Annotated in this window: 13 protein-coding genes and 1 tRNA gene; 6 read left to right on the plus strand and 8 right to left on the minus strand. The window is 57.6% G+C overall.

What is annotated here, in order from left to right:
• Positions 1-57: 57 nt before the first annotated feature.
• The 3 genes from Q0746_RS13230 to Q0746_RS13240 all read left to right on the plus strand — a co-directional run bounded on the left by Q0746_RS13230 (position 58) and on the right by Q0746_RS13240 (position 3,410).
• Positions 58-1,614, plus strand: coding sequence for a trimethylamine methyltransferase family protein (locus Q0746_RS13230; protein ID WP_298261006.1), 1,557 nt, complete (start codon positions 58-60; stop codon positions 1,612-1,614).
• A gap of 75 nt (positions 1,615-1,689) precedes the next feature.
• Entirely contained in the window at positions 1,690-2,292 is a 603-nt protein-coding gene (locus tag Q0746_RS13235) for a heme NO-binding domain-containing protein (protein ID WP_298261008.1), read from the plus strand.
• Entirely contained in the window at positions 2,289-3,410 is a 1,122-nt protein-coding gene (locus Q0746_RS13240) for a GGDEF domain-containing protein (protein ID WP_298261010.1), read from the plus strand. Before Q0746_RS13235 ends, Q0746_RS13240 begins: the two co-directional genes overlap by 4 nt.
• A 64-nt stretch (positions 3,411-3,474) precedes the next feature.
• Here Q0746_RS13240 and Q0746_RS13245 read toward each other — a convergent pair.
• From Q0746_RS13245 to Q0746_RS13270, 6 genes are all read right to left on the minus strand, one after another.
• Positions 3,475-3,549, minus strand: a tRNA-Glu gene (locus tag Q0746_RS13245).
• A gap of 102 nt (positions 3,550-3,651) precedes the next feature.
• Positions 3,652-5,406 carry a single-stranded-DNA-specific exonuclease RecJ gene (gene recJ, locus Q0746_RS13250; RefSeq protein ID WP_298261012.1) on the minus strand — a complete coding sequence of 585 codons (1,755 nt, stop codon included), beginning with the start codon at positions 5,404-5,406 and terminating at the stop codon, positions 3,652-3,654.
• The gene (gene glpX, locus Q0746_RS13255; RefSeq protein ID WP_298261014.1) at positions 5,406-6,374 is read right to left on the minus strand and encodes a class II fructose-bisphosphatase; all 969 of its coding nucleotides are present in this window, start codon (positions 6,372-6,374) and stop codon (positions 5,406-5,408) included. Before glpX ends, recJ begins: the two co-directional genes overlap by 1 nt.
• A 54-nt stretch (positions 6,375-6,428) precedes the next feature.
• The gene (locus Q0746_RS13260) at positions 6,429-7,109 is read right to left on the minus strand and encodes a ceramidase domain-containing protein (RefSeq protein WP_298261016.1); all 681 of its coding nucleotides are present in this window, start codon (positions 7,107-7,109) and stop codon (positions 6,429-6,431) included.
• Positions 7,110-7,115: 6 nt separating this feature from the next.
• Positions 7,116-8,399, minus strand: a complete 1,284-nt coding sequence (locus Q0746_RS13265; protein WP_298261018.1) for a homoserine dehydrogenase — start codon at positions 8,397-8,399, stop codon at positions 7,116-7,118.
• 74 nt (positions 8,400-8,473) lie between these two features.
• Entirely contained in the window at positions 8,474-8,773 is a 300-nt protein-coding gene (locus Q0746_RS13270; protein WP_298261020.1) for a hypothetical protein, read from the minus strand.
• Positions 8,774-8,880: 107 nt separating this feature from the next.
• Here Q0746_RS13270 and Q0746_RS13275 point away from each other — a divergent pair, with 107 nt between their 5' ends.
• Complete coding sequence (locus Q0746_RS13275) at positions 8,881-9,516, plus strand: TetR/AcrR family transcriptional regulator (protein ID WP_298261022.1); 636 nt, start codon at positions 8,881-8,883, stop codon at positions 9,514-9,516.
• Positions 9,517-9,531: 15 nt separating this feature from the next.
• Complete coding sequence (locus Q0746_RS13280) at positions 9,532-10,431, plus strand: exonuclease domain-containing protein (protein ID WP_298261024.1); 900 nt, start codon at positions 9,532-9,534, stop codon at positions 10,429-10,431.
• A 52-nt stretch (positions 10,432-10,483) separates the two neighbouring features.
• Here Q0746_RS13280 and glyA read toward each other — a convergent pair whose 3' ends face one another.
• The gene (glyA, locus tag Q0746_RS13285) at positions 10,484-11,779 is read right to left on the minus strand and encodes a serine hydroxymethyltransferase (protein ID WP_298261026.1); all 1,296 of its coding nucleotides are present in this window, start codon (positions 11,777-11,779) and stop codon (positions 10,484-10,486) included.
• Positions 11,780-11,962: 183 nt separating this feature from the next.
• Between glyA and Q0746_RS13290 the strand changes: the two genes are divergently transcribed.
• Positions 11,963-12,730, plus strand: coding sequence for an NAD kinase (locus tag Q0746_RS13290; RefSeq protein WP_298261028.1), 768 nt, complete (start codon positions 11,963-11,965; stop codon positions 12,728-12,730).
• Here Q0746_RS13290 and Q0746_RS13295 read toward each other — a convergent pair.
• Complete coding sequence (locus Q0746_RS13295) at positions 12,727-13,803, minus strand: cupin domain-containing protein (protein ID WP_298261030.1); 1,077 nt, start codon at positions 13,801-13,803, stop codon at positions 12,727-12,729. The two genes, Q0746_RS13290 and Q0746_RS13295, sit on opposite strands and share 4 nt — an antisense overlap.
• Positions 13,804-13,849 lie beyond the last annotated feature (46 nt).

Consider the following 13,849-nt stretch of genomic DNA (forward strand, 5'->3'; position numbering starts at 1 on the left):
TGAGGGCCCACCAAACGGCAAGCTGGGGGAGCTGCAAACCTCGGAGGCCGGATCGACATGGCAAGTGAACCCCTAAAACGCAAACGCGGCGGTGGCCGCGCAGGGAACACCAGACGCACGGTCTCCAAACTGCCTAAGCAAATGCCTTGGCGCCTTCCCATCAACACGGACAAACCGACCGAGCCGCTGGACGAGGAAGGCATTCAAGCCATTCACAAAGGGGCTATGCGCATCTTGTCCGAGATCGGGATTGAGTTCCTAAATCCGAAGGCCTGCGACTGCCTGAAGGCCGCAGGCTGCAAAGTCGATGGTACAAACGTCAAAATGGACGAAGACTTCGTGATGGAAATGCTGGGGCATGCACCAGCGCAATTTGATATCACCCCCCGCAATCCTGACCGTATGATCACCATGGGCGGGAGGCATATTCTTTTTGGCAATGTCTCCTCTCCTCCAAATGCGTGGGATTTAAAGCGCGGCAAACGCTCCGGTGACTTTGAGACCTACAAGGATTTCCTCAAACTAACCCAGTTTTTCAACTGCATTCACTTTGCCGGCGGCTACCCTGTGGAACCCATCGACCTACACCCGCGAGAGCGCCACCTAGACTGTTTGTTTGAAAAGCTTACGCTGACCGACAAAGTCGTCCACGCCTATTCCTTGGGCAAAGAGCGTGTGGAGGATGTCATGGAAATGACCCGCATCGCTGGGGGGATGACCCGCGAGGAATTCGATGCCAAGCCGCATATGTACACCAACATAAACTCGGTCTCGCCATTGAAGCATGATTTCCCGATGCTGGAGGGCGCGATGATCCACGCGCGCCGCAACCAGCCGGTGATCGTCACGCCGTTTACACTGGCTGGCGCTATGGCCCCCGTCACCATGTCAGGCGCGGTGACCTTGTCTTTGGCCGAAGGCCTTGCGGCGATTGTGTTGTTGCAAGTGGTCAACCCAGGGGCGCCCTGCGCCATAGGCACATTCACATCCAATGTAGACATGAAAACCGGTGCGCCGGCATTCGGGACACCTGAATACATGCGCGCGACGCAAATGACAGGGCAGATGGGGCGCTTTTACGGGGTGCCGATCCGGTCGTCTGGTGTCTGCGCGGCTAATGTGCCTGACGGGCAGGCCATGTGGGAGACGTCGAATTCTTTATGGGCCGCGGTGCAATCGGGCACGAATGTCGTCTACCACGCCGCAGGCTGGCTAGAGGGCGGGTTGATCGCCAGCCCAGAGAAATTCATCATGGATTGCGACATAATACAACAAATTCAACGGTATATGGAGCCTGCCACCTATGCAACCACGCCAGAGGACATTGCAATTGACGCCATCCGAGAAGTGGGGCCGGATGGCCATTACTTCGGCTGCCAGCACACGCAAGATCGATATGAGAATGCCTTCTACGCGCCGTTGATCTCGGATTGGTCAAACTATGAAGCTTGGGACATGAATGGTGGTGTTTGGACCGCCGAGCGCGCACATGAGATGTACAAAGGAATTATCGAAGAGTTTGAGGCTCCGGCGATGGACATTGCCATCCGCGAAGAACTGACGGATTTTGTTGCGCGCCGAAAGTCTGAAGGTGGGGTGCCCACGGATTTTTGAGAAATTGCCGACCTCTTTGGCGTTTTTTAACGATTTTGCTTCAGATGTGTCTTCAGAACTTTGAAGGGGCATCACATGTACGGTTTGGTCCATCGCGCGTTGCAATGCTTTGCGCAGGATATCTATGGGGAAGATATCTGGGAAAAAGTTGTGGTCGAAGCGGAGCTACCGTTCCATGAGTATGAAGCGATGTTGCCCTATCCGGATCATCATCTGGATGATGCTTTAACCTCCCTTTCCAACTTGTTGGAACGTTCGCCGGCACAAGTCGCGGAAGATGTTGGAACCTATCTGGTGACCCATGAACGTATGGAAACCGTGCGGCGGCTTTTGCGGTTTGGGGGCACAACTTATGTGGAGTTCATTCTTTCCCTCGAAGACGTTCATGATCGCGTTAAACTTGCTTTGCCTGATCTGGAACTCCCTCGGTTTGAGGTGGAAGTTCATTCAGAAACCTCTTTCAGCGTTGTGTTGGATTGGTCGCGGCAGGGATTCGGTGAAGTTCTATTGGGCGTCTTGCGGGCGATGGCGGATGACTATGGAACATTGGTCATGCTGGAGGTGGGGCGCTCCTTCCGCAGCGGTGAAGTGCTAGAGGTTGTGAAGGTGGAATTGTTTGAAGTCGATTTCACCACAGGGCGCGAATTTGGTCTGATTGCTGGGGGCACAGCATCATGAGACGTGAACAACCCACCGAACCAAGCACTCGCTACATTCCCTTTGATGAGGATGTGTTGGGAACACTGATGCCAATGCATTTGCACATCTCCCCGACGGGTCACATCCTATCGGTGGGCCCGACCTTGGCGAAGTTGAAGCCCGATCAAAGCCTGATTGGTCAGCGCTTCCTTGAAGTGTTTGAAGTCAAGAGACCCCTGAACATCGACAGCTTTGGTGACCTTCTTGAACACGAAGGATGTGTTATTAGAACGCGGTTTCGTCAAGGGGATAGGCTGGGGATGAAGGGGCTATTTGTCCCCCTGACACAGCAATCCGTAATGCTGCCTGATCGCCGAGAAGAAGGGGGCTCAGCACCGGTTTTGCGACCTTTGCTGCGCGATCATCCAGGCAGTGTTCGCGGCGCGACACGAGGTGCTTTGATCAACCTCTCGCTTGGGGTCAATGTGGTAGAAGCCGTGCAACGGTACAAGCTTAGTAGCGCGGATTTTGCGCCGGCAGATCCCACGGTAGATATGTTGTATCTGATTGAGGCAAAGTCAGTCGCTCTTGAAGAGTCCAAACGCCTGAACATGCGATTAGAAGGTGCGCGCGATGAAGCTGAAGCACAGGCCTACACCGACACGCTGACAAATTTGCAAAACCGCCGCAGCATGGATGCCATGTTGTATCAATTGCTGCGCTCTGATCAGCCGTTTGGATTGATGCATTTGGACTTGGACTACTTCAAGCAAGTGAACGATACCTTCGGTCATGCGGCCGGCGATCATGTTCTCAGACATGTTGCCGGCGTTCTGCAAGATGAGACGCGCGTTGGCGATTTAGTGGCGCGGGTCGGTGGTGACGAATTTGTTCTGATCATCAGGGGATGTGTCGATCTTTCCGTATTAGGCGGGATCGCTTGGCGCATCATCTCGCGACTGGAGGAGCCCATAACCTACGGTGATGATCTGTGTCAAATTTCAGCCAGTATCGGAACGACTCTCTCTAGTTTTTATGATCGCCCCGTGGCGGATCAGATGCTCAATGATGCAGATCGCGCTTTGTATTCATCGAAAGATCAGGGGCGGGCGCGCCACACAGTCTTTGATCCAAAACAGTTTTCCGCGCTGGGTTAGCGAATAATCAACACAGACGGGCAAACGCGGGCTCAAAAGTTCAAAATTCGGGAAAGATACGATCTGGTACTCCCTAGGGGAATCGAACCCCTCTTTTCAGGTTGAAAACCTGACGTCCTAACCGATAGACGAAGGGAGCACCGGGATCGTGAGGCGCTGTCTAAGTAACCCGCGCCACGCTGGCAAGAGGAAAATGTCCACTCGGTGCGGAAAATTTTACTCAACCCCAAATCATGTGGTTTTAGGCCGGTGCTTGCACCAATGCTGCGTCCTCCAAACGCAGTTGCACAGAGCGGCGGCCCTGCCATGTGTTGATCTCTACGCGACCTGCCAAATGGAAGCGGCGACCGGCATGGGCTTCGAGAGTAGGGCCTAGTTCCGAATTGAATGCTCCGAAGGCGATTGCATCCATTTTGGATGGATTGCCGTCTCCGAAACTGATCTTCAGATGTCCTTCACCGACGGGTTTGGTGAACAATATGCGCTGGTCTGGAAACACAAATCGAGGCCCCGCGGCACCAGCGCCAAAGGGGCCGGCTTGCTCGATCAATTCAATCAGCTCAACGGAGGCAGCGGCGGGCATCATTATCCCGTCCAACCGCAAATCCGACGGCCCCAACAGCCCTGCTCCTTGTTTGTCCATCATCTCGGTCAGACGGGCCATGGCGGGTTCCAGCTTGTCCCGCGAAACGGTCAAGCCCGCGGCCATTTTATGCCCTCCGCCCTTGATCAAAAGCCCCTCGGAGGCCAAGCGCTGTATTTGCGCACCCAGATCAATACCCGAGACCGAGCGACCGGAGCCCTTGCCTTCCCCGCCATCCAACCCAATGACCACCGCAGGTCTGTTGCTGGCTTCTTTCAATCGGGCAGCGACAATGCCCACTACCCCGGGATGCCACCCTTCGCCAGCAGCCCAAACCAGTGGCGCGTCCAATCCGCGTTCTTCGGCCTGCTCCAGCGCAGATATGCGTACGGCGTTTTCGATTTCGCGGCGCTCGGTGTTCAGGGCATCAAGTCGCTCGGACAGGGCTTGGGCTTCGTGTTCTTGGTCTGTCGACAGCAGGCGGGCACCTAAATCCGGTGCCCCGATGCGACCGCCAGCGTTGATCCGAGGCCCCAACAGAAAGCCCAGATGATAGGACGTCGGAGCCGTATCCATGCGCGCCACATCAGATAGCACCCGAAGGCCGACGCGCCGCCGCCCAGCCATAACCTTGAGGCCCTGACGCACAAGCGCGCGATTGACACCAATCAGGGGGGCTACATCCGCCACTGTTGCGAGTGCCACCAAATCCAGCATCGCCATAAGGTCAGGGAGGCTGCGCTCCCCGCGCATCACGCGGTTCACGGCCACTAACAGCAAGAACACCACGCCAGCCGCACATAGATGCGCCAGCGTGCCGTCTTCGTCTTGCCGGTTGGGGTTGACGACCGCAATCGCCGGAGGGAGCGTCTCGCCGCCCAAATGGTGGTCCAAGACGATGACATCAGCCCCTACCGCCGCCGCCAAGGCATCGTGAGACAGGGTTCCGCAGTCAACACAGATTATAAGATCGTGGTTCGCCGCCAATTCCGACATTGCGGGGGCATTCGGGCCGTACCCTTCGTCGATGCGGTCGGGGATATAGAGAGACGCTGCAAGCCCCATGTCACGCAGCCAGCAGATCAGCAGGGCAGCAGATGACCCGCCATCCACGTCGTAGTCGGCAAAAATGGCGATTCTTTCGCGCGCCCGAACGGCGGCGGCGACGCGGTCAGCGGCGGTGTCCATATCCTTCAGAACAGAAGGATCGGGCAGCAGATCGCGCAAGGCGGGGGTAAGGTAGGCTTCGGCGGCAGCAACCGGCACCCCCAAACGTGCAAGCGTGGCACATAGCGGGCGCGGCAGCGGTGTCTGTTGGGCCATAGCCTCGGCTTGGCGAGACTGCTCAATTGACAGGCCCACCCAACGGCGGCCTGTCAAAGAATGCTCTACGCCGAGGAAGGCCTCGGCCATTAGCTCACCGGATTGCGGTAGCTCATGCGACGCACGGAACCGGTTTTGGAGCGCATCAGGATGGTTTCAGTCGTCAGATAGCCGACTTCGCGGCGAATGCCGTGCAGAATCGAGCCGTCCGTAACGCCAGTCGCCGCAAAAATTACGTCCTTGGTGACCATGTCGTCACGGGAGTAAATCTTGTCGAGATCGGTGATGCCAGCCTTGGCTGCGCGGCCACGTTCGTCATCGTTGCGGAACAACAGGCGGCCGTACATCTGCCCGCCCATACATTTCAGCGCCGCCGCAGCCAGAACGCCCTCAGGTGCCCCGCCTTCGCCCATATACATGTCGATGCCGGTTGTGGCGGCCTCGGCGCAATGCATGACACCCGCAACGTCACCATCGGTGATCAGGCGGATCGCCGCACCGGTGGAGCGGATGTCCTCAATGGTTTGCTCGTGACGTGGGCGTTCCAGCACACAAACAGTGATGTCTTGCATCGAGCACCCTTTGGCCTTGGCCAATGCGGCCACACGCTCTTTGACCGACATATCCAGCGTCACGGTATCCTCAGCATAGCCTGGTCCGATCGCGAGCTTATCCATGTAGACGTCAGGGGCATGCAACATCGAGCCGCGTGGCCCCATAGCAATCACCGTCAGCGCGTTTGGCATGTCTTTGGCCGTCAGGGTGGTGCCTTCCAGCGGGTCCAAGGCGATGTCCACTCCGGGGCCGTTGCCGGTGCCGACTTCTTCTCCGATGAAGAGCATGGGCGCTTCGTCGCGTTCCCCTTCGCCGATGACCACGACACCCGCGATCTCCAGCATATTCAATTGCTCGCGCATCGCGTTGACGGCGGCTTGGTCAGCAGCCTTTTCGTCGCCGCGCCCGATAAGCTTGGCTGAAGCCAGTGCGGCGGCTTCGGAAACACGGGCGAGGCCCAGCGACAGCATACGGTCTTGGAATTGGTCGGAAGAGACGCTCATGGAAATATCCTTAGTTGGCAGTTATGTCCCGTTTAACGAGGGACGGGCGCGGGTTCAAGGATGCGCGGCGCGATGCCGGATCAGGGCTTGCAAGAGCAGGGCAATCATGACCCCGTTCAAAATGTGCCACATGAAGTGGGTGCCGACATGCAGGGCCTCGCAGGTATGAAAGTCAACGGTTCGAAACCCAAGGGACACGATGAAGATAGCGGTGGCGGAGACGAACCAATATCGCAACGGGTGGTTGCGCTTAAGGGAGAGGACCGACAGCACCAAGAGCGCAATGACCGCGGGCAGGTATTGCTCCGAGCCATTGCTCCAAGAGGCCTGTGTCGCTTGTGCGGTGTCGGCGGTGTCGAAGGCCAAAGTGCCAACAATAACGGCCGCGGCGATCCCGAGCGCAATGATAGCGATCCGTCTTGGTGGAACCCCCGCCCTGATGTGGATGCAGGCCATTATATAGACCGCAACGAAGGTCCAAATGGGAAGCGTGTCCGCAAGTTCGGACCATGCGTTCGCATAGGTGTGAAACAGAAACGACCCAATCCCGATACAAAAGGCAAGCGCTGTCAGCGCGACAAGAATGGGGCTCTGCGTGCCGGTGTTTCGCATGGTTCGCCACGCCCAAAGGGCCGCAATGATGAAGGCGGCGTTTGAGGCAGCATTCCACGGCTCCGCCCAAAACTCTGGACTAACCCGTTCGCAATAGATGTCGACTGGGGCGGTCCAGTTCACAAGGTTCTAGACCTCTTCGATCCGCAATGCCACGGGTTCGGAGGCCAGAACTTCTGTCTTGGGCAGTTTGGCCAATGCATCTTCCAATGCGTCACGCGACGTGGTGTGGGTGACGATCAAAACGGGCGCTTTGTCGTCCACGTGATCGTATTGGCGCATCCGGTGGATCGAAACGCTTGCGTCGCCCAAACAGGTCGCGACTTTGGCCAAGGCTCCGGGTTTGTCGTGAAGGGTCATGCGAATGTAGTAGGGGGCTGGCGCGCCCGAGTTCGCAGAGGGGGTTGTTCGAAGCGTGTCGGCAGGTTGACCGAAAGTCGCAAGGCGAAGGCCGCGCGCAACGTCGATGACATCCGACAAGACCGCCGAGGCCGTCGGGCCTTCACCCGCCCCTGCGCCCCGCAGCACGATTTGCCCGACATGGTCGCCTTCTAGGACAACCATATTGGTGCCGCCCTCCAACTGCCCCAGAGGGGACGTCGCGGGGACCAAGCAAGGGGACATGGATTGCACAAGCCCGCGCCCAGTCATCTGTGCAGTGCCAAGCAACTTGATTTTGTAGCCCATATCGGCGGCTTGGTGAATGTCCTCGATGGTGACGCGCCCGATGCCTTCGAGCTGCACCCCGTCGAATTTGACTTGTGTGCCAAAGGAAATGGCAGCCAACAGCGCCAACTTATGAGCCGCGTCAATGCCGCCGACATCAAGTTCGGGATCTGCCTCAAGGTAGCCAAGCCCGTCGGCTTCGGCAAAGGCTTCCTCATAGGTGAGATTGGCGTTTTCCATGCGGGTCAGGATGTAGTTGCACGAGCCGTTCATCACGCCCATGACGCGGGTGATGTCATTGCCCGCCAAGCCTTCGGTCAGCGCCTTAACAACAGGAATGCCACCTGCGACGGCGGCCTCAAAGCGCAGCACGCAGCCTTCGCTTTCGGCCAAAAGAGCCAGCTCTTGGCCGTGTTCCGCCATCATGGCCTTATTCGCGGTGACCACGTCCTTGCCAGCCTTCAAGGCGGCCTCGGTCGCGGCTTTTGCGGGGCCATCCGCGCCCCCCATCAGTTCCACAAAGACGTCAACGTCATCACGGGTGGCCAGCTGCACCGGATCGTCTTCCCACGCGTAGCCGTCCAAAGCCACGCCGCGATCTTTCTTAGAGCGGGCCGAAACGGCGGTAATCACGATTTTGCGTCCGGTGCGGGCCTCTAACAGCGCCGCCTTTTGACGAATTATGCGGACGACGCCGACGCCGACGGTTCCCAGTCCTGCAATGCCAAGGCGTAGAGGGTCAGACATAGGGAGGGCTCCGTCAAAATAAGGTGTTTCGCGCTGGTTAGCGTGTATTTCAAAGGGGTGCAATGCAGGGTCGCTTAGGTCGGGCGATCCTTGACGGCATTCAGCAGGCGCAAGCGCGTCGCCCCGTCTATGATGGTGCGCCCCTTAAGGGCACTGGCGCGGGCTTTCAGGCGGGCCACACGCGCAGCAAGGGCGTCGGTTTGCACTTCTATGGTGCTTCCCGCAGAAGAGCGGGCAATCAGATCGGGCAGGGGATGCAGGGCTGGGTAGTCCGCGTTGCGCGCCGCCTCGCCGATCGTGTCATCAATAGCGGGCAGTTTGGCGGTGCATGCAGGAAGCAGCGCGAGAACAAGAACAGATAAGGTGCAGCGCATTGAGAAACGTCCGATATAAACTGAGCCGCACAATAGGCCGAGGCGGCAGGGGCGTCCAGCGCCACATATAGGGTTGATGTGAACGTGTGTTCAGATAGGGTGATGGAATGGCACGTAAAACTGGTTCACATTCCGACATCACCGGCCCGCGCGTACGCGCCGCGGCGCTGAAACTTTTCGCAGCCCACGGGTTTGCAGCGGTCTCCATGCGCCAAATCGCGGCGGAAGTCGGCGTGCAGGCGGGGGCGTTGTATCTTTATACCCCAGACAAGCAATCGCTGCTGTTCGATTTGATGCGCGATCACATGCAAGATGTGTTGAATGCTTGGGCCGCTGAAGAAAAGCCGGAAGGTCCGGTTAAAGAGCTGGAGGCCTTTTCGCGCTTCCACATCCGCTTCCATTTGGGGCGGCCTGAAGAAGTCTTTATCTCCTACATGGAATTGCGCAATCTGGAGCCGGACAATTTTGAGGCACTGGGGGCCATGCGCCGCACCTACGAAGGCGTTCTAGAAGATATTTTGACGCGGGGGCAGGACGAAGGGCTATTCGACGTGGATGACGTCAAGCTGACCACATTGGCGCTGATAGCCATGTTGAACGGCGTCACCAGCTGGTACAAACCGGACGGTCGCCTGTCGTTGGCACGGGTGGAAGCGATCTATTCCGACATGGCGGGGAAATCCGTGCGCATGCCCCGTTGGAAGGAACGTCAACGCAAAGCTGAGGCGACGCAAATCGCATAATTGAGGGCTGTTGGCATGTCGTTTTCCAACGAAGCACGCGCCAGTCTTGACCACTTGACCGAACTGCCAAGTGGCAACTTCCGGTTTGTGGCGCTGGATGTCGAGACTGCGAATGCCGAAGCGGGAAGCATTTGCCAGATCGGCCTTGCCTGTGTGCAGCAAAATAACGAGGTTCAGTCCTTTTCCATGCTGGTGAACCCGCGCGGGACGTTTGAGCCGTTCAATGTGCAGCTTCACGGAATTTCGGCTGACATGGTGAAGGATGCGCCTGAATTTCCCGATGCCCTGAAGCAGATTTTGCCACTTCTGACGGCCCATCACTTAATCCAGCACAGCAGCTTTGATCAAAAGGCCATAGCATCGGCTTGCCGCGCCCACCGCTTGCCGACACCGGATTTGCGCTGGGATGATAGCGTAAAAATTGCGCGCCGCGCTTGGCCTGAATTGAAGGGCAATGGCGGCCACGGGTTGGCGAACCTAAAAAAGGTACTTGGGCTTGAGTTTTTGCACCATGACGCGGGCGAAGATGCGCGCGCCGCCGCTCAGGTTGTGCTTCTTGCGGAGGACCGGTTGGGCGTGCCCTTTGCGGATCTGATGACGCCAGCGCCCAAATCGCGCAGCAAGACCAACCCGAAGCGCGAGGCCAACCCTGACGGGCCGTTCTATGGGGCGATTGCGGTGATTTCCGGTCAACTGAACATGCCACGGGAGCGGGCCGCCAACTTTGCCGCCAAGCTGGGTATGGCAGTGCGCCCACGGGTGACGCGTCACACGACACATTTGATTGTCGGCGACGATTTTATGCCGCTGTTCACTGACAAGGGGGCGGATGCCGCTGCGGTGAACGACCATATTCAGGTGTTGGCAGAGGAGGAATTCAAGGCCCTTCTGCGCGCAGCAGGCCAGAACGTATAAGCCCCTCGCATATAGCGAAGGGCTTACACCATTGATAAAGCTGATCGACCGACTACAGGTTCGGATAGATCGGGAATTTGGCGCAGAGATCCAAGACTTTGGCCTTCACCGCAGCTTCGACATCGGCGTTTCCATCTTCCCCATTGGCCGCAAGGCCGTCGACGACCTCAACGATCAGATCAGCGATCTGCCGGAACTCGGCTTCCATGAAGCCACGGGTCGTGCCCGCCGGGGACCCAAGACGGATGCCGGAGGTAATAGTCGGCTTTTCGTCATCAAAAGGGATGCCGTTTTTGTTGCAGGTGATGAAAGCGCGCCCCAGAGCCTTTTCAGTCGCGTTGCCCTTCACATTCTTGGGGCGAAGATCAACCAGCATGACATGGGTGTCGGTGCCGCCCGTCACAATGTCCAAACCACCTTTGATTAGTTGGTCGGCCATAGCTTGCGCATTGGCGACGACCTGCTTTTGGTACTCTTTGAACTCTGGGCGCAAGGCTTCGCCAAAGGCCACGGCCTTGCCCGCGATGACATGCATCAATGGGCCACCTTGGATGCCTGGGAAAATCGCTGAGTTGATCTTTTTGGCCAGCGCTTCGTCGTTGGTCAGGATCATGCCGCCACGAGGGCCGCGCAACGTTTTGTGGGTGGTGGTGGTCGCAACATGGGCATGCGGGAAAGGCGAGGGGTGCTGACCACCGGCCACCAGACCGGCGAAATGAGCCATGTCCACCAGAAGGAACGCCCCCACTTTATCTGCAATTTCACGCATCTTGGCGAAGTTGATCTGACGCGGAATAGCGGAGCCACCGGCGATAATCAGCTGTGGCTTGTGCTCTAGCGCCAAGGCTTCGACTTGGTCGTAGTCCAGTTCCAGCGTGTCGGCGCGCACGCCGTATTGGATGGCGTTGAACCACTTGCCCGACTGGTTTGGCTTGGCCCCATGCGTCAGGTGACCACCGGCGTCCAGCGACATGCCCAAAATGGTATCGCCGGGTTTGATCAATGCTTGGAATGCGCCTTGGTTGGCCTGCGAGCCGGAATTCGGCTGCACGTTCACAAAGTCACAGCCGAACAGCTGCTTGGCACGATCAATGGCGAGGTTCTCGGCCACATCGACGTAGTGGCAGCCGCCGTAGTACCGGCGCCCAGGATAGCCCTCGGCGTATTTGTTGGTCAGAACGGAGCCTTGGGCTTCCATCACAGCGCGGCTTACGATGTTCTCGGAGGCGATCAATTCAATTTCGTCGCGCTGGCGACCCAGCTCGTTGGTGATGGCGCCGAAAAGCTCGGCGTCACGGGTTTCAATGCTTTCGGTGAAAAAGCCGTCATCACGGTGAGTGGCGTTCATGGTAGATCCCTTCCTTAGGAGGCAGCGCAAGAATTGAGGGCCTTTTAAGGGCAAATTACCAGAACCTAAAGCCATCAAAGCGACGGGTTGACGGCTTCTTACGCCCCAAAGTTGCCTATGATGTGCTTGTGTTTCCCGACAACCCACGCGAAGGTCTTGGAAAGACATGGAAACTTGAGCTTGATGATCGACGTAAACAAAATATCATTTCTGGCATCTGAGACGGATGTCGCCTGCGAAGCGCGCGCGGCCTTGATCGAGCGGTATGGCGACACGCCATTGGAAGACGCCGAAGTGATCGTGGCGTTGGGCGGCGACGGGTTCATGCTGCAAACTCTGCATAGCACGCAGCATCTTGATACGCCTGTATACGGGATGAATTGCGGAACCGTTGGGTTTATGATGAACGAGTATCAAGAACCCAACTTGCGCGCACGGTTGTCCGAAGCCGTGGAGGAAGACGTAAACCCCCTGCGCATGAAAGCGATCCGCGAAGACGGCACAGTCCATGAGGCCTTGGCCATCAACGAGGTGTCGCTACTGCGTGCAGGGTCGCAAGCGGCCAAGCTTCGCATCTTTGTAGATGGGCGCGAACGGTTGGAAGAACTTGTGTGTGATGGGGCGTTGGTGTCGACGCCTGCTGGTTCCACCGCATACAACTACTCGGCTCACGGGCCGATATTGCCCATCGGCTCCGAGGTGCTGGCATTGACGGCGATGTCTGCGTTCCGGCCGCGAAGATGGCGAGGGGCCTTGCTTCCCACGGCGGCAAAGGTGCGGTTTGACGTGTTGCAACCGAAGAAGCGCCCTGTCATGGCGGACGCGGATGGTCGGTCTGCGGGCAATGTTGTCTCGGTGGAAATCACCTCCGAGCCGAATGTCATACACCGAATTCTGTTCGATCCGGGCCACGGGCTGGAGGAACGCTTGATCCGCGAGCAATTTGCCTAAAGCGTGTTGAATGCCCCAGGCAAAGACACCTCGAGCAGCTCAAGGTCGTCTGACGCATCCATATATTTGGTCTTCATATCAGGTGGGATGACGAAGGCGTCCCCCGCCTGCAAGGAGTAGGGCTCTTTTCCTTCGCCGTGCAGGGTCATGCTGCCTTCCATGACGAAGGTGAACAAAATATCGGCCGTGTGGCTGGTCCAATCCGACGCGCCAGAGGCTTTGACAACCTGTACACCGGCCACCCCATTTGTGTTCTGCGCAATCGTTGTGTCGCGGCAGGTAAAGCCCTTGATCCGAAACGGCATCCAAGTGGCGTCTTCGGCCTTATGGTGCACAAACTTTTGCCCCTGAAACTCGCGGTCGGGGTTCACGCGGTCGTTGGGCAGCTCCATGTCGTGGTCAATGGTTGTGACATGCTCAGCTGGTACGCCAATCTCGATTACTTCTATGTTGTCGGAGGCGTAGAGCACGCGGTGGCGTATCTCGGGGGGCTGGATCACACAATTTCCTGCGTGTAGCCTGAATGGCGCACCCTGATCTTCATACACAAGGTCGACCCAGCCCCGATAACAAAAAATCAGCTGAAACCCGACCGTGTGGTAATGCACCATATCTGGCACCGGCCCGCCGTCGGGAATGCGAATATGCGACGCGATGATTGACCCACCCAATCGGTCAGGGATCAAGTCACGATACTGCATACCGGCGCGCCCGATGATCCATGGGGCCTGATCCGCGAGGCGGCGCACAACGAAAGCATGTTGAGTGTCGGGCATCGTCAATGGGGGGTGCCTGTCTTCGATTTCAATTTTTGTGCCATTGGGCGCCGTTAGTTGGCGTTCTCCGTTAGCAAATTCGTTAGGATTGTCAGTCAGGATGCGCAGCGTTCCAGCGGGCTCCTGCGCGCCTTTTTCGATGCGTAACCGAAGCCCATAACCCGAAAACACCGCGACCGTAGGATCGTCAGCGGGGTAAATCATGTCCATCCTCATGCCCAGCACTTTGGTATAAAACGGGATATCGTCTCGTAGCTCTCGGGTGGGCAGGCGAATTTCGGCAATGATGTCTGACATGTAACCTCCAGCTCAACACAGACTGGGCTTAGGCCGGAAGATATGC

This window comes from uncultured Litoreibacter sp. (assembly GCF_947487515.1).
GTDB lineage: Bacteria > Pseudomonadota > Alphaproteobacteria > Rhodobacterales > Rhodobacteraceae > Litoreibacter.